A 21,195-nucleotide genomic window follows, 5' to 3' on the forward strand; every position below is an offset into this window, starting at 1 on the left:
TTCGCTCAGCTAATCCGAGCCATGGACCAGGAACAGTCGGCGGAGGTCGGCGACATCCTCGGCCCGCACGTCGGAGATTGCCCAGAAGCGCAGCCCGCCGCCGCTCCACTGCGCCATGTTGTAGCCGTCGCGACCGGACGTCGCCTCGGCGACCGGGGGGCCTGGCCAGACAAAGACGTTGATGATGTGGTTCTGGCGCCGGTAGACCAGCGCGGCCACCACCCGCCCGCCGATGTAGTCGAGCCGGCCGCCGATGAGCGGAAAGCCTTCCGCTGCGAGATCCACTACCGGCGGCGAGAAGTCGATCTTGCCGCTGAACCAGGGTTTGACGGTGTGGCGATCGGAACTCGGCACATCGGCGAGATGGTCGACCAGCAGCGAGCGGACGTGGCCGGCGATGATCTGATCCTCGAGGTTGCTTCGCGGTGGCACCGGCAGCATGATGAGGAGCAGGCTGGCGGCAAGCGCCGCGAGTGCAGGAATGAAGAGCCAGGACCGAATTGCGCGGCCGACGGTGGCGAGGCGTGCGCGCAGCGGCGCGTGCAAGCTTGTCGCTTCGGCGAGACCTGGGACCAGTGCCGCAGCGACCTTCGCGCGCAGCTGCTCAGGAGCGATAAAGCTGACGCCGTCGCGCCCAAGCAGTCTGCGGCCGGCCTGCAGGCGGGCGAATTCGGCGGCGCAGTGCGGACACGTCGCGATATGGTTCTCGATCGCGATCGCGTGCAGCGAATCGAGCTCGCGGTCGATCAAGCCGTGGATCATCAGATCGCGATCGGGGCAGGGCGGCCTTGTGCTCATGGCGTCTGGCCCTCGCGTCCTGGGCGGCTCCCGGCCATGCCATTCGGCGCGTCGTTGTGCCAAGCCGCGAGGAATTGCCTGCGGGCGCGGGCAAGGCGCGACATCACGGTGCCGATCGGCACCGCAGCAATCGTTGCGATCTCCTGGTAGCTCAGGCCCTCCAGCTCGCGCAGCACCAGCATCTCCCGCAAGGGCCGAGGCATTCCGGCGAGGACCCGCCTGACCCGCAGGCTTTCGTCGCGGCGCTCAAGGATCAGTTCAGGCGAATCCGCTGCCGAGGCGATCTCAAGAGGAGCCTCCGCCGTGTCAGTATCGCCCGGGGCATGCTCGATGCGGGCGCGCCGGCGACCGAGCTTGAGCCAGTCACGATAGCAATTGCGGACTATGGCATAGAGCCAGGCGCGGGAGTCGCCGCCGTCATAACCAGGAAAGCCACGCCAGGCGCGCAGGAAGGCGTCCTGCACGATATCCTGGGCGCCGTCGGCGTCGCGGCTGAGAAACCGGGCGAAATTATAGGCGCCATCGAGATGGGGCACCATCAGCTGATGAAAACGCGCCATAGCCGCGCGCGTCGGCGCAGCATCTGCCAGCGGCGGTCGCCGCTGCGTCGCCGACATCTGGAGCGGAACGGGACAGGGCGGCGCATCTGCGAGCCGGCCGGACAGCATCCCGGCCAGGCGCCGCAGCGCAGCACCCCGTTCTGCAGCGAGGATCCGCGCGGCCATCATCAGCGCTCACCGTCCGTGGCCGTGCCGCCGGGGCGTCGAGCGTCCTCCTGTATCAAAGGCAGCTCCCTTCAACGGCCTCCTGGTTAAGACCGCGTGGTGCCTGATTTTATTCCCTGCAGCGCGAAAGGTGGGGAGAGCTGGATCGGGAATGGGCCGATGCCGGCCCAGCAGAAGCGCGACCCGCCCGTGCCCGGTGCTTATGTCCGTTGCGGCATCCTTCAATTGCCTACGAGAGACTGGCCGCAAAGGCGGTAGGCAATTGCGAGACGCCACACTAGACTCCCCGGTTTCTGCGCCGCCGTACCGCTTGGCCGAAAGACTCGAACAGCTTCCGATTGATCGGATTGCGCTGCGGATCATATTCGGCGTGCCACTGCACACCGAGGGCGAAGCCCGGCGCGTCCGCGATGCGGATCGCTTCGATGGTGCCGTCGTCGGCGATGCCCTCGACCACCACGCGACGGCCGGGTTCGAGAATGCCCTGGCCATGCAGGGAATTGACCCGGATGGTCTCGCAGCCGAGCAGCCGAGCGAATTCACCGCCTTTGATGAGGTGGACCGCATGACGATCGGCGAACACCACTTCCAGGTCGGGGTGAACCTCGCCGCTTTCGAGCCTCGGCATGCGATGGTTGATCCGTCCCGGCAGTTCGCGGATTTCCGGATGGAGCGAGCCGCCGAAGGCGACATTCATCTCCTGCAGGCCGCGGCAGATGCCGAACAGCGGCACGCCGCGGGCGACGCAGGCTTCGACGACGGCCAGCGCCACGTCGTCTCGCCGGACGTCATAAGGTTCATGGCGAACATGGGGTTCGGCGCCGAATCGGGTGGGATGGACATTCGCGCGGGCGCCGGTCAGCAGGATGCCGTCGACGGTTTCGAGTAGCGCCCCGATTTCCGTCATCCCGGGATTGCCAGCGAACATCAGCGGCAGCGCACCGGCGACGTCCGCCACGGCCTGAAGATTGCGCTCGCCGACGAGCTGGACCGCGAACCGGTTTTCGACGAGATGCGCACTGCCGATCACGCCGACCACTGGCTTCATTCCGCGTCCGCTCCCTTCATCTTCGCCAAAAGCCGCCAATCACGGCCGGTGCGGGTCGGCAGTATGCCCGGCGGCAGGGGGGCGTTCAACTCGCGATCCCGTGCAGAGGTGCCGTTCGGCCATGCGCAATACCGTTCTGCGGCGACTGCGGCGGCAGCACAGAGATCGGCGGGTGAGCGCAATTTGAGCGATTACCGGCATGATCCGGCCAGATTCGGTTAACGCTGGCGGTCGAAGCACCCCCTGTCCGGAGGAACGCGGCGGCGACATCGCGGTTCTTGGCGAAAATGCATCATCGGGGAAACGCCATGGCAAATCTGGGCACAGGCGCGGACACTGCCAATTCGCGGATGGGCGAGCTGATCGCCTTTCCGGACCGGAAGGCGCTCAATGCGAAAGCGAGTTGCGATCGCTATCGCCGGGCGGAGGCCGAGCTGGAAGATTGCGTGGCAGTGCTCGATGCCACCGTCGCCCGCCTTGAGAGAAGTCTCGCCTCCGTTCAGGGCGTGCTGGATGCGCTGCCGCCGACCGAGGGGCGACGAAGTCTCGAGCGACATCGCTCCCGGATGGCGTCGCAGATCTGCGCTGTGCGACGGATGCTCGCCGAGATCTGACGTCCCGGCAGCTGTGCCGCGGCCGCGGCTTCGTGCGACAGCGTCATTTCTGGCCGATCGTCTTGTCCGTGCTCGTCGCGTAGAACGATCTGGCATCGGCGGCGAAAGCGGCCCGTGCCGCCGGCGAGGTGTAGAACATATGGCCGCCGCGATAGAGCTTCAGAGTGATCCGTCCAGCAGCAAGCCGGGTCGGCAGATGATCAACGACATAGCGGCTACCCGCATAGGGCGTCACCAGATCGGTCACGCCATGCGCAATCAGCAGTCGGAAGCTCGGCGAGAGTGACAGGGCCTCACGGATATCGTCGCTGGCGCTGGCCTGGGCCGCGGATTGTTTGTGGTGCCCCCAGTCCCATTTGCTCGAAATGTCCTCGGCGAGGAGCACGTAGGTCATGTCGGTCTTGAACCCGAGAATGTTGCGAGCGTAGGCGGCAAAGGCTCCGCCATAGGCCCGGGTGAAGCCGCTGAGGACGGGATCTGGGCCGCGCTCGGACGCCGATTCCGGATAGGGGTCCGGCGCAGCGAGCCCGGCGTCGTATTGGCTGACCACAGCGCCGTCACGTCGCCGGAGCTGCTTGATGGCGTCATCGCGCAGGAAACCGCGATCATGGGCGACGACGTCGGAGGGCAACCCGGTAAAGTCGGCGACGCGGGCATAGAACGCCGATGCAGCGTCGGCTTCCAACTCAGGGCCAGCGAGGGCGGCGAGATAATCGGTGCGGGCGAAGTGCTCGGCGTCAGCGAGAGCCTCGAATGTGAAGGCATTGCGGCGTTCGAGTTCGGCTGCGGCGAGTGATGGTAGCATCAATGACGCACCGAGCGGAAAGCGCTTGGCGCCGAACACCAGAGGGCCTTCGATCAGCGGCGACAGCATGATCACGCCATCGACGAGGATACCCTGCTCCTGGCGCAGCGTTTCAGTGGTCTTGGCGGCGCGGAAGCCGCCGTAACTTTCGCCCAACAGATATTTGGGCGCAGAACCGCGGTCATTGCGCGCGACGTAGAGCGCGATTGCTTTGGCCATGACCTGCGCATCGGCGCGGACACCATAGTAATTCTCGGCCTCTTCCGGCTTGGCGGTTCGGCTCCAACCGGTGCCGATCGGATCGATCAATACCAGATCGGTGAAGGCAAGCCAGCTCTGCGGATTATCGACGAGTTTCGCGTTGGCGCCATCGCGGCCGCTCGGCCCAAAATCGAGAATCTTCGGCCCGACGAGCCCGAGGTGCAGATAGGCGGAGGCTGCGCCGGGGCCGCCGTTGAAGGCGAAAGTGATCGGCCGGTTGGCCGGCGCATTCTTGGCGACATAGGCCGTGTAGAAGATCGATGCGATGCGTTCGCCATTGGTGCCGAACAGCGGTAGCGTACCGGCCGTGGCGGTGTACGGCCGCGGGCCGCGATCGGTCGGCAGCTGCTGGTCGGTGACGGCGTCGGCGGGCAGCAGCGCCAGGACTCCGCCGCCCGCGCGATCGGACGAGCGATCGCCGGGATGGTCAGCCGGACGGTTGGCATCGGTGCGGCTCGCTTGTGGCGGCGGCTTTCCGGTCTCGGACTTGTCCTGTGCGCTGAGGGGGGTGCCGAGCGTGAGGCAAAGCGCCACAATGGCGGCAAGAGAATGTTGTGTGGTTCTGATCATGGCCGAAGCTCAGCAAAAAGGGTGCGCGATGTCCATGCGGGGGGCGTCGACCGAGACCATGGCCCATGCACGATGATGTGATCAAATCAGCTGCAATTGTCAGCGATCAAGCTGCACGATGATTCCCTCATTCGGACGCAGCGTCAGTCGGGCCGGGATCGGCGCCTCATCACGGTCCGCCGCAGTCGAATGCTTGATGCTGCCGTCGGACGGAAGGACGACATCGGCATCGCGGGCTGTGAGGTTCAGCGCCACTGCGAGGCGCTCGGACGGAGCGGCCCGCGTATAGATCAACACCTCGTCCTGGGCATCCACGTCGCCGATGATCCCGTGACTCAAGGCCGGAGATCGGCGTCGGAAGGCGAGAAGGCGCCGCGTCAGCTCCAGGGGTGAACGCGGCTGCGCCTCCATGACCGCGACATTGCGTTCCGTCCAGTCGTCGCTCAGAGGCAGCCAGGGCTCGACCACGGAAAAGCCGGCGAAGGGCGCGCTGGACCACTGCATCGGTGTCCGGACGCCGTCACGACCGACGCCCTTGCCGGGGACGTTGATCTCGAACGGATCACGGATGCGCTCCCGTGGAATTGCCACCTGCGGCATCGCCAATTCGTCGCCGTAATACAGGGTCGGCGTGCCCCGCAGAGTGAGGAGCAGCATGGTGGCGATGCGGGCTTGCTCGGCACCGAGCCGGCTCGCCACCCGCGGGCGGTCGTGATTGCCGAGCACCCAGTTTGGCCAGGCGCCCGCCGGCAGGGCAGCCTCATAGTCAGTGATCAGCCGCGCCAGTTCGTCGGCCCGCCAGGGCGTTCGCAGCAGGGCGAAGTTGAAGGGCAGATGGGCGCCGTCGAGCTCCGCGCCGTAATATGAGACGAGACGGTGCAGGGGCAGATAGATTTCGCCGATCAGCAGCCGATCAGCGAATTCGTCGACGACGTGCCGCAGGCCCTTGACGACCTCGTGGACGTCCGCGACGTCGGCGGAATGAGCCGGCAGCAGCCGTTCGTGCGGCGGCCTGCTGTCGTCGTAATCTGGGTTCGGCGGATTGTCGCGAAAGCTCTCATCTTTCATCATGTGCCACATGACGTCGACCCGGAAGCCGTCGATCCCCTTGCGCAGCCAGAAGCGCATCGCCTCATGAATCGCCAAGCGCACCTCGGGGTTGCGCCAGTTGAGGTCGGGCTGAGAAGCAAGAAAGGCATGGTAGTAGAATTGATTTGTGGCTTCATCCCAGGCCCAGGCGCTGCCGCCGAATTCCGACAGCCAGTTATTGGGCGGCGTGCCGCTGCCGCGACCGTCGCGCCAGATGTACCAGTCGCGTTTAGAGGATCTGCGCGAAGCACGGCTTTCCAGAAACCAGGGATGGCGATCGGATGTATGGTTGGGAACGAGGTCCAGGATCAGCCTGAGTCCCGCATCGTGAAGGCCGGCAAGCAAGGCGTCGAAATCCGCCATGGTCCCGAACAGCGGATCGACGCCGCAGTAGTCGGCCACGTCGTAGCCGAAATCCTTCATCGGTGACGGGTAGAATGGAGAGATCCATACGGCATCCACGCCGAGCCATTTCAGGTAAGGAATCCGCGTCAGGATGCCCTTGAGGTCGCCGATACCGTCGGCGCCGGAATCCTGAAAGGAGCGTGGATAGATCTGGTAGATGGTGCCGGTCTGCCACCATGGGCGGGATGCCATTTCTACTCGCGCTCCTGGAACAATCGTTCGAAACACCCCGTTATGACCGCTCGATGTGACGGTTTCATACACGAACTCGGCAAGTGCGGATGATCGACGATCTCTGGTACAAGAATGGCGTGATCTATTGCATTGCGGTTGCCGCCTTCATGGATTCCGACGGTGACGGCATCGGCGACTTCGGGGGATTGCTGCGCCGGCTCGATTATCTCGCCGGGCTCGGCGTCAACACCATCTGGCTGCTTCCATTCCAGCTCTCGCCGATGCGCGACGACGGCTATGACATCGCCGACTATTACGGGATCGACCCGCATTACGGCACACTCGGCGACTTCGTCGAATTCGCCCACGGCGCCAAGCAGCGCGGCATGCGCGTCATCATCGATCTCGTCGTGCACCACACTTCCGATCGCCATCTCTGGTTTCAGGCGGTGCGGAGCGACGGTCGGCACCATGTCGCGATCGGGCCCTGCGGTTATCGCTGGTTTTGTGTCGGAGGCCTCGACTACATCCTGCGCTGGACTGACAGCTGACGGTGCGAAGCTGCGAATGTCAGGAAGGGTAGTCCGCCTCGCGGATATCGATGCGGTCGGCATGCAGCGACCAGTCGGTCAGATCACAATCGATGCAGAAGATGTGCTTGGCGCGCTCGCCCGCCGCGGCGCCGTCTGGTGCCTCGATTTCCAGACTGCTTTGGCATACCTCCACGCAATGGCCATTTTCGCCAAGAACATCTTTCAGGAAGCGAACGATGAATCGGGGCATGATGGACTCCCACGGGATTGCGGACTGAGAGCATCTCCAAGGCGCTGTCGTACAGGTTCAAAAAAGACGTCACGACTCGTTGCCATCGCCAATGCCCTGCGGACCGTGAAAAAGTGTTGGCAATTTTGGTTTGAGTTTAGCTCAAACGGAATCCGGTCGATATACGGCCTGCGCCATCATCGCAGCATTGCCATGCTGCGAGAGGAGCGGGGGGGGGGGGGCATGAGCGCCGGCACGATAGCCCAGAGGCTCCAATCGGTCGGGATCGACAGCGAGGTCGTTCCAGCTTGCGGCAAGCACGCAAACTGGTGCCTGGGGCCATGCCTGAAACCCTCGACGGCCTCTGAAGCGGCTACGGCAAACCTTCGACGATCGCAGCTGCGTTGTCACAGCAGGCGGCAGCCGACGAAATTGCCAGAATCGTCCAGCAGGCAGCGGGAGCGAATAGCAGTGCGCCGATGAGCCTGGTCGATAATTGGCGGACGTCCTGCACCGCAAAATCAGGCAGTAGAGGAACTGCGTCCGCGAAGAAAGCGGCCGGCGAGGCGGTCGGTCACTCCTGATCCATCATGATGAGGACGAGGCCGGTCAGTGTTGCTCCGGTTCCGAACATCGCGCCGAAGCTGCCCAACAAGATCAGCAGGCTGGCCTCCGGAGTCGCGCTGCGCATAATCAATTCGCGGATACCGAAGCGCTGGTCCGTCGCGAGAACCAGGGCAAAAGCCAATCCGATGGCCACTCCCATAGCGAAGTGACCAAGCAGGACCAGTAAGGTTGGACGGCTCTTTGACGCCGGTTGGCCGATCCTGCCGGCGCCGGTCTTTGTCCTGGCCCAGAATTTCGGTTTGTGGCGCATGGGGCGATCCTTTCGCGGTCAGTCGCCGATGCTGCGAGTAAATGCAAAGGCTTGTGCCTTGTTCCGAAAGGCGAGAGATCTGCAGCAATGGCGTCACCGCCGCCCGCGTCCTGGAGGTTCGGTGGACCGGGCTTGGAGGGGAAAGGTCGAACGAGCCGTCGGAACGAGGGCTGCTAATGCAAGCGCGGGGTCAGCAGGAATTTCGCCCGTTCGGAGGATTTGACCACGATGTCGATGGTCACGCCCTTGCTGTGCAGCGTCAGTGGCACGCCTACGCCGGCCGTACCACGGGCCCAGATATGTCCATAGAATTCCGCCAGGGAGTTGACCCGCGCATCGCCCACCGCCAGCACCACATCGCCGGTCTTGAGCTGCGCCTGGGCCGCCGGTCCTTTCGAAGCCACGCCGGCGATCACCACTTGGTCGTCCATTTCGGTCGCATAGACGCCCAGCCAGGGTCGCGGCGGCCGGTTGGCGCGGCCGAACCGCGTCAGGTCGGGCAGGATGGGCTTCAAAAGGTCGATCGGCACGCACATGTTGAGGTGTTCGGTCAAGTTCCCTTCGCCCCGTTCGAGCTGCAGGGAGCCGATGCCGATCAGGTCGCCATTGGCTGAAATGACCCCGGTGCCGCCCCAGTTCGGATGGGCCGGGGCGGTAAAGATCGCTTCGTCGAGAGCGTATTCCCAGTAGCCGGCAAAGGGCTCTTTGGCGGCTATCCGGGCTGCCAGCGAATGGCTGCGGCCGCCTGCGCCGCCGATCACGACCTGTTGGCCGACGGACGATACGGCTGAGCTGCCAAGCGGCAGTGCGGGCGCCCCGAGGTGTCCAAGCGCCTGGATCAGACCTAACCCGGTCTCATGGTCATAAGCGAGGGCGTGTCCCTCCACCACGCCGCCGTCGCCACGGTGCAGCCACACGGTTTGGGCCTCCGTAATCAGGTAGCCGATCGTCAGGACGAGGCCGTCGTCGATCACGACCCCGTTGCCGGCGCGTTCGGTCCCGAGGGGCTCTGCGGTGAAGGCATCGTCGGGGATCAGCGCGTGGACGCCGACGATAGCGCTGAGGGTCCGTTCGAGCTCGAAGCTATATTCCTCGGGGCGGGGCTGCATGGCGAGTGGCAGGCTCCATTCTGCAATCGACGGCATTCGGCTCTCCTGAGGACGAACTGCTTGCCGGATCCTCGGCTCAAGGTGGGAGTACGGTTCTGCTCCGTCAAGCGATCAGATTTTTCGCCTCTCAAGGTGGAGGTGGCAAGCCGGCGTGCAGACGGGTTCAGAGCAAGTTCCGGAGCTGGAACAAGGCGTTGCGCCAAAACCACAGCTGCCGCGAAAGATGGGAGACGCAGGAACGCGCCAAGTTGCTGCGGGTGTCCGGCAGGATTGCCATTTGGCGCGGCTTTGTCGCCCCGCCTTTTCGGGGCGCTTGTCCACGTCACTGGTTACGCGTCACTCGTTCACGTCACCGGGGAAAGCTCATGAAACGATTGCTGCTCGCGACCGCCTCGGTTGTCGCTATCGCTTCGGCCGCGAACGCGGCTGATCTGCCTGCTCGCACCTACACCAAGGCGCCTCCGCCGGTCACTCCGCCCGCGGTCCTCTACAACTAGACCGGATTCTACATCGGCGGGCATCTCGGGGGTGCCCTCAACGGCAGCAATGATTTCTTCGGCTGCGATGGCCGCTTCCTCGGCGGTGTTCAGGTCGGCGCCGACTATCAGTTCAACACCAATTGGGTGCTTGGCATCGAAGGCCAGTATTCGCGGACCGATCGCAAGACGACGGCGGTCGATTTTCTGCCTGGCGGCTTCACGATCTCCGATCGCAACAGCAATCTCGGCTCCGTCACCGGCCGCCTCGGATACACCTGGGGGCCTGCACTGCTCTATGCCAAGGGCGGCGTCGCGTTTCGCGAAGGCAACCACGTGAATGTCTATGACACTCTGACGGGCCTGCCGGTCGCCTTCAATTCGAGCCGCGACAACACGGGTTGGACGGTCGGCGGCGGCCTTGAATATCTGCTCACCCGGAACTGGTCGGGCAAGATCGAGTACCAGTATTACAATTTTGGCAATACGGACGTGACCATTCCGGTGGCACCGGCGACACTGGCGCCGGCATCGGTGAGCTGTCGCACCGACGCGCACACCATCAAGACGGGGATCAACTACCGCTTCAACTGGGGCGGTTGATTGCACGGCCGTGCTGCCGTGTCTCTCGCGCGGGCCCGGCTCTCAGCCGGGCCTGTTGCGTCGAGGACCGCTCCTGGCGCCGTAAACACCGGTTGTGAGCCAGATCACACCTCAATGCCGATCCGCGGCCTAGTGTGGCGTCTCGCAATTGCCTATGCCCTTTGCGGCAAGCCCCTGTAGGCAATTGCGAGACATAAGCCACACTAGCTTTTTGATTTTGCTAGTGTCCCGATGTCTCCGAATTACCGTGTGAGGGTGAGGCAAACGAAGCGGTAATTCGGAGACGGGACACTAGATTGTCTCTGCACCGATGGAGGCTCTCATGCTGGCCCGACCGGAATGGAATGTGAGCGTGGCGGAGCGCAAGAATGCGGGCCCGAGGCTCTACCTTCTTGCCGTGTTCGTGCTGTTCAGCTTGTTCGTGCTGGGCGACGTCTACGTGATGTGGACGGTGCTTCGCGCGCTGTAGAGCGCTGCGCGGCGATTGCCGGACCGTCAGGCCGCAGCGATCCGATGGCGCAGCAGAAGCTTGCGGAGAGCCTCCGCAGGCAGCGGTGGGCTGAACAGAAAGCCCTGCATCTCGGTGCAGCCGAGTTCTCGCAGCCGGTCGCGCTGAATCTCGGTCTCGACTCCCTCGGCCGTGGTGATCATCCGGCGTGAAGCCGCGATGGTCACGACGGCCTGGACGATCGATGACGAACCGTCAGTATCGACGATTTCGTTGATGAAGCAGCGATCGATCTTGATCTTGTCGAACGGAAAACTCTGCAGGTAGCTGAGCGAGGAATAGCCCGTCCCGAAGTCGTCGAGAGCGGTACGGACCCCCAGTGCCCGGAGCTGGTTGAGTGCGTCACGCGCTGCTCCCACGTCGTCGATCAGAACGGCCTCGGTGATTTCGAGTTCGAGACGGTCGGCGGCCAGACCGGAAGAGCCGAGGGCTGCAGCGACAGACAGGGGCAGGGTTCGGCTGCGGAATTGGACCGGAGAAACATTCACCGCTACCTTGACGCCCTTGGGCCAGGAGACTGCTTCGGAGCAGGCGGTGGCGAGGACCCAGTCGCCAAGTTGCGCGATCATGCCGGTATCTTCGGCGAGGGGAATGAACTCGCCGGGCGATATCGGACCGCGCTGAGGATGCCTCCAGCGCAGCAGGGCTTCGCAACCGGTGACTTCGTCATTACGCAGCGCGACCAGCGGCTGATAGTAGACTTCGAAACCGCCCGAGGCGAAGTCGCCGGTGTTTACAAGCTGGCGCAGGTCCTGCTCGAGCTGCTGGCGGAGCCTTATCTTTTCGTCCATGACGGGTTCGAAGAGCCGGTGCGTACGCCGACCGTCGGATTTGGCTGCATACATCGCGAGATCGGCGTGTTTGAGCAGCTGGTCGAGGTCGGTGCCGTCACCCGGCGCGATAGCGATACCGATGCTGGCGTCGGTGGAAATCTGGTGGCCCAGACAATCGCAAGGCCAGCGGATGGCCTCGTGGACGCAGTTGACCAGCGCCACGACATCGCCCCGGCGGGTGATCCCGGTCTGGACGATGGCGAATTCGTCACCGCCGAGCCGGGCGACGAAGCCATTCTCGCCGACGCTGTTTCTCAGTCGTCCGGCCAGGACTTTGAGCAATTCGTCTCCCGCCGGATGGCCGAGCGCGTCATTGATGCTCTTGAATTCGTCGACATCGATGTAGAGAACTGCGCATTGTCCGGCAGCCATATTCGCGAGCTGAGATTCCAGCCGCTCGCGGAACAGTGTGCGATTGGGCAGGTCGGTGAGCGCGTCGTAATGCGCCAGATGTTCGATCCGGTTCGCGCTTCGCTTCCGTTCGGTGATGTCCTCCACCGTCGTCACCCAGCCGCCCTCCGCCACTGGCGTGTAGACGAACAGCATCGTCGAGTCGCCGATTTCGATTTCCGATTGCCAGCGGATACCGCGGGCAAGGTTGGTCCAGAATTCCCCAAGGTGTTCGTCGATGCTGGACTCGAAACCGCCGCGGGTCTTGCGGTGCATGAGCAATTCGCGCAGCGTGCAGCCGGGTTTCACCACGTCGTCCGACAGGCCGAACATGTCGAGGTAGCGGTGGTTGCAGACGATCAGTCGTCCGCTCGCGTCGAACAACAGAAGTCCATGGCTCATGTTGTTGACAGCCGTATCCAGACGCTGCTTCTCGAGCGCGAGGCGCTGACGGCTGCGTACATGCTGCCGCGAGATATGCCGTACGATCAGGTAAAGCATGGCGGAGATGATCAGGGCAGACGAGCCGGCGGCCACGATGAGACTGCGGGTCTGGTGGCGCCAGTCGGCGAGCGCGGCATCGACGGTGGTCGTGGCTGCGATCAATAATGGATGGTTAGCGAGATTGATGACGGCGCCGATCCGGCTCTGAGCGTCGATCGGGCTCTTCACCCGAGCGACCCCGGCGGATCGTCCGGTTCGGGCAGCGAGCCCGAGCAGGGGAGCGCCAGCGAAATTGCGTCCGATCAGGCCCTCTCCCGGCGGATGTCGGGCGGCCATGGTGCCGTCGCGATGGTACATTACGATCGATGACTTGTCGCCGAGCGTCACCGAGGCAAAGAAGCTTTCAATCTCCGCCGACGTCACCGAGCGGGTGACTACACCGAGAAACTCGCCGTTTGACCCGGTGATGCGTCGGGAAAAGATCAGGCTCCAGGAGCCCGTCACCCGGCTTTTCGCGACTTCGACGTCGGTTGGGGACTCTCCGACGGCTTGCCTGTGCTCTTTGAAATAATTGCGGTCTTCGATACCGAAGCGAGGGACCGGCCACGCGTCGGACGAGTTCACATGCTTGCCGGTAGCATCATATACGTTGATGCTGGTGACATCGCCGAAGCCATGAGTCTTGGACTTGAGGAGAGCATGGGTCTCTTCAGAGGCGAGGGCGCGGCGGCGGTCGTCGCCGTTGCCGCCAAACCCGGAGAGCGCGTCGGCTGCTTGCCTGAGCACGGCCTGGAGATCGTCGAACTGCTGGTCGAAGTGTCGCGACACCAGCAACACGGTGTTGCTGAGTTCGCGGGCGCTGCTCTGCAAGGCGCGATCGCGAAATTGCGCCACCATTATCGCTGTGCCGATCGCGATCGTGATGATCAGAAGGACGCCGCAGGCGATGATCCATCGGGTCGGACTGTGCCACGGCGCCGGCATGGGCTTGGCAACCGGCACTCGCAGCGCGATGCCATCTTGCCCTGTGGCAACTCCGCTCTGCGTACCGTCCCGCTCCGACATGCTGCCGCCCCTCTCGGGCTTCGAGAAGTAACTCGTACAAATGGAATTTGAGTAAGGATTATCGGTTAGCCGGGAGTTACCCGCTGCAGCCTGCCATCTGTCGGCAACATTGCTGCGGCGATCCGCATCCCGGGACCATCGAACTGCGCCCGTTGATGTGCTTCAGTGGCGGGACTGAAACGGAAACATGGTTGCCGCTTTGTAAAGCCATCCGACCGGCTTTTCGGTCGTTCGATCGGCGGCCGGTTCGAAGGTTATCCCTGATAGCCCGGGACGAGGTTGCGCTGAAAGAGGTGGCGCGGGAAGTCGCAGATCTCGGTGGGCGGGGGCGTCGTCGCTCGTGGGCCGGAGCCGGCGCGAGATCTGGATCGGGACGCAGCCTCACCGCATCGACAATCTCTATGCGCCGGTCGGCGGGCAACATCGCACTCGCGGTCGCTTCGATGCGGCGTCCGCCGATGAGGCAATCGCCATGTCCGGCAGCGTGGTGCGGCGCGCGCCGATATTGATCGCGGCTCTTGCCATGGTGATCATGGAGCGGCTGACGAAGCCGAAGCGACCCCGACCGCCGGCATCCGCCTGTGTGACGAGGTCCGGAATTTCCTGACCAAACATTAATCCAGCCGCCAGCGCGCGGTAAGGCGGCATGCGCCACGGTGCCGGCCATCAGCCCATGCGTGTGCGATGTCGCCACCGACGGGCGATCCCCAAGTCTCACTCACTTGAGCAAGTCTCACGTGAGCAAGTTTCACTGGAGTAAGTCTCGCTTGAACAAGTCCCGAACTCATCCGGAGAGAGCCCCCATGATTGACACCCGTCAAAACGGTAACGAGGAACAAGTGATGGAGCGCCATGAGGGCGGACGGCGCGGACCGCTGCTGCGCGCGCGAAAAGTGACGCTGATGACCGGCGCTGCCGCCGTGCTCGGCCTTGCAATTGCCGGCGCCGGTCCGGCGCGGTTCGATGTCTTTGCTGCGCCGGCATACGCGCAGGTCTCGAACGACATGGCTAAGGCGGCACAGCCGGTGGGCTTCGCCGACATCGTGGAGCGCGTGAAGCCCTCGGTCATTTCGGTCAAAGTCCGGATCGGCCGTGCCGACGATGCCGTGGCGGACGGCTCCCCGGTGGAGCGCTTCTTCCAGCAATTTGGTGACAGTGGTGTGCCCGGCCGGCCGCCAGGACTGCACGGACCTCGCGGCGGCGGTGGCGTGATGATGGGCCAGGGCTCCGGCTTCTTTATTTCACCGGATGGCTATGCGGTGACAAACAACCACGTCGTTGAGGGGGCCGACAAAGTCGAGGTCACCACGGGTGATGGCACGACGTATACGGCGAAGGTGATCGGAACCGACAAGCGAACGGACCTCGCGCTGATCAAGGTTGAAGGTGGTTCCAACTTTGCCTGTGCCAAATTCTCCGACAGCAAGCCGCGGATCGGAGACTGGGTCCTTGCGGTCGGCAATCCGTTCGGGCTTGGCGGAACTGTGACTGCGGGTATCGTTTCGGCCAACGGTCGGGATATCGGAAATGGTCCCTATGATAACTTCATCCAGATCGACGCTCCGGTGAACAAGGGCAATTCCGGCGGTCCGGCGTTCAATATGCTGGGTGACGTCATCGGCGTGAATACTGCGATCTATTCGCCCTCCGGAGGCAGCGTCGGCATCGCCTTCTCTATTCCGGCGTCCACGGTCAAGACGGTGGTGGCCCAGCTCAAGGATAAGGGTGTCGTGACGCGCGGCTGGATCGGGGTTCAGGTTCAGCCGGTCACTCAGGAAATCGCAGACAGCATCGGCCTGAAGAAGGCGACCGGTGCCCTGGTTGCCGATCCTCAGACGAACAGCCCCGCGGCAAAGGTCGGGATCGTGGCCGGCGACGTGATTACGGCGGTCGACGGCCAATCGATCAAGGATGCGCGTGAGCTTGCACGCACGATCGCCGGCTATGTGCCCGGGAATACGGTCAAGCTCGATCTCGTCCATAACGGTCAATCCAAGATCGTCGATGTCACGTTGGGCAAGCTGCCGGACCAGCAGCAGGCCAACGCCGATCTCAATGAGGGGGGCGGCGGGAGCGCCGAACTGCCCCACCTCGGTCTTTCAGTCGCGCCGGCTGCCGAGGTGGCGGGAGCCGGAAAGCGTGGCGTCGTCATCACCGACGTTGACCCGGCTGGTGTCGCGGCCGACCACGGCATCAAGCGCGGTGACATCATTGTCGACGTCGGCGGCCAAGCCGTGGAGAGCGCTCGGGATCTGCGTCATGCGCTCGACGTGGCGAAGCACGACAGCAAGAAGAGCGTTCTGATGCGCGTTCGTACTGGTGACGCGTCTCACTTTGTCGCAGTTCCACTGACCACTGGCCAGGGCTGAGGCGCCCGACGAGAAGCATCGAAGGCGCGGCTGCCCGGGCGGCCGCGCCTTTTTTCTGGTGCGCCCAGCATGGGCGCCCTCTTATGGGTGCAAGTCCCATCGTGAGTTGATCACAACGAGCGAAGCGAAGCGCAACCGCATGAGGGCGACCGAGTGTGGGGAGGAAGCGTGGAGCGAAGCTGCGGGCCGATGAATAAGAAGCGGATAGAAGGCGTTGCCGACCAGGGCGAGCGGGCCAGTAATCGCGAAGCTCTCGTGATCAAGGGGAAGCGGCGTAGATCCGGCGGTCGTGCAGTGAAGGAGTGCGTTCTTACCTGGGGAGGTCTCGCCTCATGCCCGAAAGGGCGACGGTGTCGAGCCGGAGCGAGAAGTCAGCCGAGGTCGTAGTAGCCGGTGGGAAGGCTGCGAAGCCGTCCCGCAGGCGAAGGGCCGAACGAGAGGGAGTGTTCGAGGCCATGTCGATGTGGCGAGCATTGCATCAGATGCCTGCGCAAGCAGGGCGGTCCGGGGTAGGACGCGGTGAAGCCGCGTGTGGCTCGGGCAGCGATGAAGCTCGTCGCCCGCGGCATGAACCGAAGGGCACAGGGTCGGCGCTGCTTTTGGCGGCTCTGGCGAGAGAGAACCTGCAACGGGCGTGGAAGCGGGTGCGGGCCAACAAAGGCGTAGCCGGTGTGGACGGTCTGGTCATTGACCAGACCGCCGCGCAGCTGCGTACGGCGTGGCCGGCGATCCGCGAGCAACTGTTGTCGGGGGCGTACCGGCCCAGTCCGGTGCGACGGGTGGCGATCCCCAAGCCCGAGGGCGGCGAGCGTGAGCTCGGCATCCCGACGGTGACGGATCGTCTGATCCAGCAGGCGCTGCTGCAAGTGCTGCAGCCCATTCTTGATCCGACCTTCAGCGAGCACAGCTACGGCTTCCGGCCGGGCCGAAGCGCGCATGACGCCGTCCTTGCGGCGCAGTCATACGTGCAATCGGGCCGCCGGATCGTGGTGGACGTCGACCTGGAAAAGTTCTTTGACCGGGTCGATCACGACATCCTCATCGACCGCCTTCAGAAACGGATCGGGGACACCGGGGTCATCCGGCTGATCCGGGCGTATCTGAACAGCGGGATCATGGGCGATGGCGTGGTCCGGAAGCGAACGATGGGGACGCCGCAAGGCGGGCCGCTATCGCCGCTGCTGGCCAACGTTCTGCTCGATGAAGTGGACAAGGCGCTGGAACGTCGGGGCCATTGCTTCGTGCGCTACGCCGACGATGCGAACGTCTACGTTCGCAGCCGCCGGGCGGGTGACCGGGTGATGGCGCTGCTTCGGCGGCTCTACGGCAAGCTGCACTTGACGGTCAACGAGACCAAAAGCACAGTGGCCAGCGTGTTTGGTCGCAAGTTCCTGGGCTACAGCCTTTGGGTAGCCCCGGGCGGCGTGATCAAACGCAAGGTCGCCGACAAGCCGCTGAGGACGTTCAAGCAGCGCATCCGGCAACTGACCTGCCGCAGTGGCGGGCGCAGCATGCAGGATGTGGTGGATCGTCTGCGGCCCTATGTCCTGGGTTGGAAGGCGTACTTCCGGCTGGCGCAAACCCCACGGGTCTGGCGAGAGCTGGACCAGTGGCTGCGTCACCGGCTGCGCGCCATCCAGCTCAAGCAGTGGAAGCGCGGTACGACCATGCACAGGGAACTGCTGGCGCTGGGAGCCAGGCCTGACGTTGCGCGAAAGGTGGCGGCGAACAGCCGTCGCTGGTGGCGCAACAGCGGCATGCTCCTCAACGCCGTGCTAACCCTGAACTGGTCGGACCGGTTGGGACTGCCCCGTCTCTCATGACCTCAACTTCTCGAACCGCCCGGTGCGGACCCGCATGCCGGGTGGTGTGGCAGGGGAGCAACCCAAAAGGTCGCCCCCTATGCCGATTTTTGTTGATCAACTGTTCCCAGCGTTAGTCGACCACTTCGACGATGCGATGCGTACGGGGCTCGACGAGCACTGGCCGGTCGTTGATGACGGAGTAGCGATAGTTGTGGACGCCATCTTCCCGGGAGACCTCGTGACCCGGGCACGCTTCGGCGCGGAATACTTGGGAAGGAAGCGGAACGGTGCCGCGCCCCGACGGTTGTTTGCTCCTTGAGCGCGATCGCAGGAGAAGGAACACGAGAATGCATCTGGTGGTCAGGCTATCGGATGCCCGACTTGGCGACTATCGAAGCCTTCCCTGAGGAGATTTATCAGGAGGCGCGTGAGGCGCGCGAATATCGATACGTTCGACGCGGAACCGGCCGACGTGATTGAACCGGAAGAGTGCCCCGACCCTGGATCGCTTCATGTCACGCGCCTGATTTTTCCGCAAAACGAACTGCTGCTGAACTTGCGGCAGTGATGTACGATTGATCACCGGCCCAACGAATGATGGAAACATCGATGACCCGCCTGGAAGAACTGCTTGGGCGCGCCGTATTCGACCGCTGGTCTGATCTGCCCCGCGACATTCAGGAGGTCCTGTTCGAGGCGGCCGTGGCCAATGAGCCCGACGCCCGCGAGCGGCTCGCGATTGAGTTGCACGAACGGCACCCCCGCACCGCTCATCCGCCAAAGCCCACCGCCATCGGCTGAGGGGTGTGGCTGACTGGCGCGGGAGGTGTGGGCGTGATCGGCCGGTTCTATGAGCTGGACCGCGCCCCTGCACGCTGGCGATCGACCGAATCGATGCCCGTAATCGAAGCACTTGCGGTGCTCCAGTGCGGTGGATCTGACGCTTGTCCCTTTGGTTCTGACGTTCGTATGAGTGCTCGCTGCAAAGAGATACGAACGTTAGAACCGGGACACGAGGCCGAAAATGCCGCCCCCCGATATTGCGGCCCGGCACGTCATTCCGCGCCGGTTCCCGGATGCGGGGCGGGCCTCTAGGCGGCATGGGACGCCAAAGGGGCGCACCAGAGCATGTTCAATCTGCGCCCCGAAGCGACGCGGAACCTGATCGAGGCGTGTCGTCTACCGCATCGACCGGCCGCGCAATTCACGGCGCCAGCGCGCAGCCGCTCCGGCAGCTCGTCTCGGATCGATGCTCAGTTAAGCCCGATCTCAACCGCCACCCGAATCAGATCGGAATGGCTCCGCGCCCCCAGCTTCTGCTTCAACAAGGACGTGGTGTTGGCGACGGTCTTGTAGGAGATATCCAAGGCTTCCGCGATCTCGACGATCTTGCTGCCGCGCGAGAGCAGGCGCAGGATCTCCAGCTCGCGGGGGGTGAGTTGCGACGCCGGATTGGCACGCACCGCAGCGCTCGAGAACGTCACCGCCTGGGCAAGGGGGGCCGGGATGAAATTATTCCCCGCCGCCACCGCGCGGACCGCATCGACGAGAAGCTGCGGATCATCGCTCTTCGAGACATAGCCCATGGCGCCAAGTTCGATCGCGCGGACGACGAAAGCGGGTTCGTCATTCATGCTGAAGATCACGATACGCGCGGAAGGATCGTCCTTTCGGATCCGCCGCAGCAGCTCGAAGCCGGACAGATCGGGCAGGTTGATGTCGATGATCGTGACATCCGGCCGTCGATCCAGATAGGCCTGATGGCCATTTTTCTCGTTTTCTGCGGCCGTCAGTTCGACATTGGATTCGGCCGCGAACATCGACCGGCAGCCGGCGACGACCACGGGGTGGTCGTCGACAATCAAAATTCGCAGGGGATGAATGGGTTCGGGCATAGCAACCGTCGGAATTCGTTCCGGTTCTGTTAACATGGTAATTGTCAGCCCTTGGAACAGGGGGGAACTGGTGTATGACACGGAACGCGCCTGGAGAGAATAATTGAATGTGGACAAAGCTGTCGTTGCGGGCCCGGCTCTGCGTCCTCCTGAGCGCGATGACCCTCTCAATGCTGATCCTTGGGTTGGGGGCGCTCATGGTCTACGCCCGTTACCAGCTGGCGGATGAGCAGGAACCCCGGGTGGCCGCCGCGAACGAAGTTGTAACAGCCCTTAATCACACGCTCGCGAACGTTGCATCGCCTGGAAGTACACTTGCTGCGTTTGTCGAAGGGCTGCCAAAGGATGGTTCGATCGGCTTCGAGGACGTCTCTATCGACCCCCATTCCGCCGAAGAGGCTGCCCGGGGCCAGCTTTCGGGCGGTGTGCCACAATGGTTCATCCGCCTGCTTGTCATGCCTGAGCTCACGACCCGCTACCCAGTTCTGATTGGTGGTACCAGGGTCGGGGACATCGTGTTTCGGTCTGATCTCGCAACTGACGTCAGCGAGAAATGGGTGGTCTTCCTCGCAGTGACCGGTGCTTCGATACTGCTATCGATTCTCGCGCCGCTGATCGCCTACTGGACCGTCGGGGCAACGTTGGCGCCGCTCGATGACATCGGCCACGTACTGACCCGGCTGCGGGCGGGGGATTACGCCGCCAGGCTCGGCTGCAAGGGACCTCCGGAGATCGTGGCCAGTTGCGGGCAAGTGAATGAGCTGGCGGATACGTTGGCGAAGCTCAGTGCCGACAACGCGCAGCTGCTGCGACGGCTGGTGATGCTCCAGGACGAAGAGCGCCGAGAACTCGCCCGTGAGTTGCATGACGAGTTGGGGCCGCTGCTGTTCGCGATCCGGGCCAACACGGTGGTTCTGCTGCAAAGCCGGGGAGGGCGCGGCGCAGACGATCCGGCCACCAAGGTCTTGGAAGCCGTCGAGGGTTTGCAGCAGACCAATCGCCGCATCCTGGACCGGCTACGGCCGATGCATGTCCAGGAACTGGGCTTGAAACGCAGCATCGAGGGTCTGGTGCGAGATGTCGAGCGCCAAAACGACCGTCTGCGGGTGAAGACGGTGGTCGATTCGACGTCGGACTTCGACCGGACGGTCGCCGAGACGCTTTATCGCGTGGTACAGGAAGCCCTGACGAATGTGCTGCGCCATGCGGCCGCGGCGGAAGTTAGCGTCGAGTTGCGCGTGCGATCTGAGGGTGTCGAGTTGACAGTCAGCGACGATGGCGTCGGTTTTCAGAGTCCCCTTGTGCTCGGCCGCGGATTGAACGGCATGCGCGAACGGGTTCGCGCTTTGAACGGAATCTTCGATCTGCATCGGGTCAACAATCGCACAGTTGTGCGTTGCCTTCTGCCGCTGGCCGGGATCCCGGGGGATCATGGCAGGGCGTTCCCGGACGCGTTCGCGCTGCTCAAGGAATAGATCGATCTTCCGCCTGCGGCGCTACGCCGCAAGCTGATTTGCTGCTTTTCCCGGCTTCGGAGCGAAGCCCCCAAAAGGCGGTTTGTCCTCGACGA

At 63.6% G+C, this 21,195-nt stretch carries 18 protein-coding genes and 2 pseudogenes; 9 read left to right on the forward strand and 11 right to left on the reverse strand.

Annotated features, from left to right (window positions below):
- Positions 1 to 9: 9 nt before the first annotated feature.
- From DB459_RS16025 to DB459_RS16035, 3 genes are all read right to left on the reverse strand, one after another.
- On the reverse strand, positions 10 to 798 hold the full coding sequence (locus DB459_RS16025; RefSeq protein WP_253706238.1) for an anti-sigma factor: 789 nt from the start codon (positions 796 to 798) through the stop codon (positions 10 to 12).
- Complete coding sequence (locus DB459_RS16030) at positions 795 to 1,526, reverse strand: sigma-70 family RNA polymerase sigma factor (protein ID WP_253706239.1); 732 nt, start codon at positions 1,524 to 1,526, stop codon at positions 795 to 797. The genes DB459_RS16025 and DB459_RS16030 overlap by 4 nt, the downstream gene beginning before the upstream one ends.
- A 274-nt stretch (positions 1,527 to 1,800) precedes the next feature.
- Entirely contained in the window at positions 1,801 to 2,571 is a 771-nt protein-coding gene (locus DB459_RS16035; RefSeq protein ID WP_253706240.1) for a gamma-glutamyl-gamma-aminobutyrate hydrolase family protein, read from the reverse strand.
- Positions 2,572 to 2,921: 350 nt separating this feature from the next.
- Here DB459_RS16035 and DB459_RS16040 point away from each other — a divergent pair, with 350 nt between their 5' ends.
- Complete coding sequence (locus tag DB459_RS16040; RefSeq protein WP_253706241.1) at positions 2,922 to 3,185, forward strand: hypothetical protein; 264 nt, start codon at positions 2,922 to 2,924, stop codon at positions 3,183 to 3,185.
- Between the two features lie 43 nt (positions 3,186 to 3,228).
- Here DB459_RS16040 and DB459_RS16045 read toward each other — a convergent pair whose 3' ends face one another.
- Positions 3,229 to 4,821 carry a S10 family peptidase gene (locus DB459_RS16045; RefSeq protein ID WP_253706242.1) on the reverse strand — a complete coding sequence of 531 codons (1,593 nt, stop codon included), beginning with the start codon at positions 4,819 to 4,821 and terminating at the stop codon, positions 3,229 to 3,231.
- A gap of 99 nt (positions 4,822 to 4,920) precedes the next feature.
- Positions 4,921 to 6,507 (reverse strand): alpha-amylase family glycosyl hydrolase, encoded by a 1,587-nt coding sequence (locus tag DB459_RS16050; RefSeq protein WP_253706243.1) that lies wholly within the window; start codon positions 6,505 to 6,507, stop codon positions 4,921 to 4,923.
- 89 nt (positions 6,508 to 6,596) lie between these two features.
- Between DB459_RS16050 and DB459_RS16055 the strand changes: the two are divergent.
- Positions 6,597 to 6,950: pseudogene (locus DB459_RS16055) on the forward strand (alpha-amylase family glycosyl hydrolase); the annotation flags it as partial.
- Between the two features lie 109 nt (positions 6,951 to 7,059).
- Here DB459_RS16055 and DB459_RS16060 read toward each other — a convergent pair.
- From DB459_RS16060 to DB459_RS16070, 3 genes are all read right to left on the reverse strand, one after another.
- A complete protein-coding gene (locus DB459_RS16060; protein ID WP_253706244.1) occupies positions 7,060 to 7,272 on the reverse strand; it encodes a hypothetical protein in 213 nt (70 codons plus the stop codon).
- Positions 7,273 to 7,825: 553 nt separating this feature from the next.
- Positions 7,826 to 8,128 carry a hypothetical protein gene (locus DB459_RS16065; RefSeq protein ID WP_253706245.1) on the reverse strand — a complete coding sequence of 101 codons (303 nt, stop codon included), beginning with the start codon at positions 8,126 to 8,128 and terminating at the stop codon, positions 7,826 to 7,828.
- Positions 8,129 to 8,301: 173 nt separating this feature from the next.
- On the reverse strand, positions 8,302 to 9,273 hold the full coding sequence (locus DB459_RS16070) for a S1C family serine protease (protein WP_253706246.1): 972 nt from the start codon (positions 9,271 to 9,273) through the stop codon (positions 8,302 to 8,304).
- 329 nt (positions 9,274 to 9,602) lie between these two features.
- On the opposite strand from DB459_RS16070, the pseudogene DB459_RS16075 reads away from it, so the two are divergent.
- Together DB459_RS16075 and DB459_RS16080 are read left to right on the forward strand one after the other, a co-directional pair.
- Positions 9,603 to 10,316 (forward strand): annotated as a pseudogene (locus DB459_RS16075) (outer membrane protein).
- Positions 10,317 to 10,638: 322 nt separating this feature from the next.
- A complete protein-coding gene (locus DB459_RS16080; protein ID WP_253706247.1) occupies positions 10,639 to 10,785 on the forward strand; it encodes a hypothetical protein in 147 nt (48 codons plus the stop codon).
- A gap of 26 nt (positions 10,786 to 10,811) precedes the next feature.
- Here DB459_RS16080 and DB459_RS16085 read toward each other — a convergent pair whose 3' ends face one another.
- Positions 10,812 to 13,328: an EAL domain-containing protein gene (locus DB459_RS16085; protein WP_253706248.1), complete on the reverse strand. Its 2,517-nt coding sequence runs from the start codon at positions 13,326 to 13,328 to the stop codon at positions 10,812 to 10,814.
- A gap of 1,070 nt (positions 13,329 to 14,398) precedes the next feature.
- Between DB459_RS16085 and DB459_RS16090 the strand changes: the two genes are divergently transcribed.
- The gene (locus DB459_RS16090) at positions 14,399 to 15,925 is read left to right on the forward strand and encodes a Do family serine endopeptidase (protein ID WP_371926991.1); all 1,527 of its coding nucleotides are present in this window, start codon (positions 14,399 to 14,401) and stop codon (positions 15,923 to 15,925) included.
- A gap of 443 nt (positions 15,926 to 16,368) precedes the next feature.
- Positions 16,369 to 17,748, forward strand: a complete 1,380-nt coding sequence (gene ltrA / locus DB459_RS16095; protein ID WP_253706250.1) for a group II intron reverse transcriptase/maturase — start codon at positions 16,369 to 16,371, stop codon at positions 17,746 to 17,748.
- A 112-nt stretch (positions 17,749 to 17,860) separates the two neighbouring features.
- Here ltrA and DB459_RS16100 read toward each other — a convergent pair whose 3' ends face one another.
- Positions 17,861 to 18,073, reverse strand: coding sequence for a DUF1236 domain-containing protein (locus DB459_RS16100; protein ID WP_253706251.1), 213 nt, complete (start codon positions 18,071 to 18,073; stop codon positions 17,861 to 17,863).
- A gap of 84 nt (positions 18,074 to 18,157) precedes the next feature.
- On the opposite strand from DB459_RS16100, the gene DB459_RS16105 reads away from it, so the two are divergent.
- On the forward strand, positions 18,158 to 18,298 hold the full coding sequence (locus tag DB459_RS16105) for a hypothetical protein (RefSeq protein WP_253706252.1): 141 nt from the start codon (positions 18,158 to 18,160) through the stop codon (positions 18,296 to 18,298).
- A gap of 41 nt (positions 18,299 to 18,339) precedes the next feature.
- Positions 18,340 to 18,531, forward strand: a complete 192-nt coding sequence (locus tag DB459_RS16110; protein WP_253706253.1) for a hypothetical protein — start codon at positions 18,340 to 18,342, stop codon at positions 18,529 to 18,531.
- Between the two features lie 452 nt (positions 18,532 to 18,983).
- Here DB459_RS16110 and DB459_RS16115 read toward each other — a convergent pair whose 3' ends face one another.
- A complete protein-coding gene (locus DB459_RS16115; RefSeq protein ID WP_253713599.1) occupies positions 18,984 to 19,625 on the reverse strand; it encodes a response regulator transcription factor in 642 nt (213 codons plus the stop codon).
- Positions 19,626 to 19,732: 107 nt separating this feature from the next.
- Between DB459_RS16115 and DB459_RS16120 the strand changes: the two genes are divergently transcribed.
- Positions 19,733 to 21,100, forward strand: coding sequence for a histidine kinase (locus DB459_RS16120; protein WP_253706254.1), 1,368 nt, complete (start codon positions 19,733 to 19,735; stop codon positions 21,098 to 21,100).
- The last annotated feature ends 95 nt before the right edge of the window (positions 21,101 to 21,195 follow it).

The sequence above is a fragment of the Bradyrhizobium sp. WD16 genome, assembly GCF_024181725.1.
Classification (GTDB): Bacteria; Pseudomonadota; Alphaproteobacteria; order Rhizobiales; family Xanthobacteraceae; genus Bradyrhizobium_A.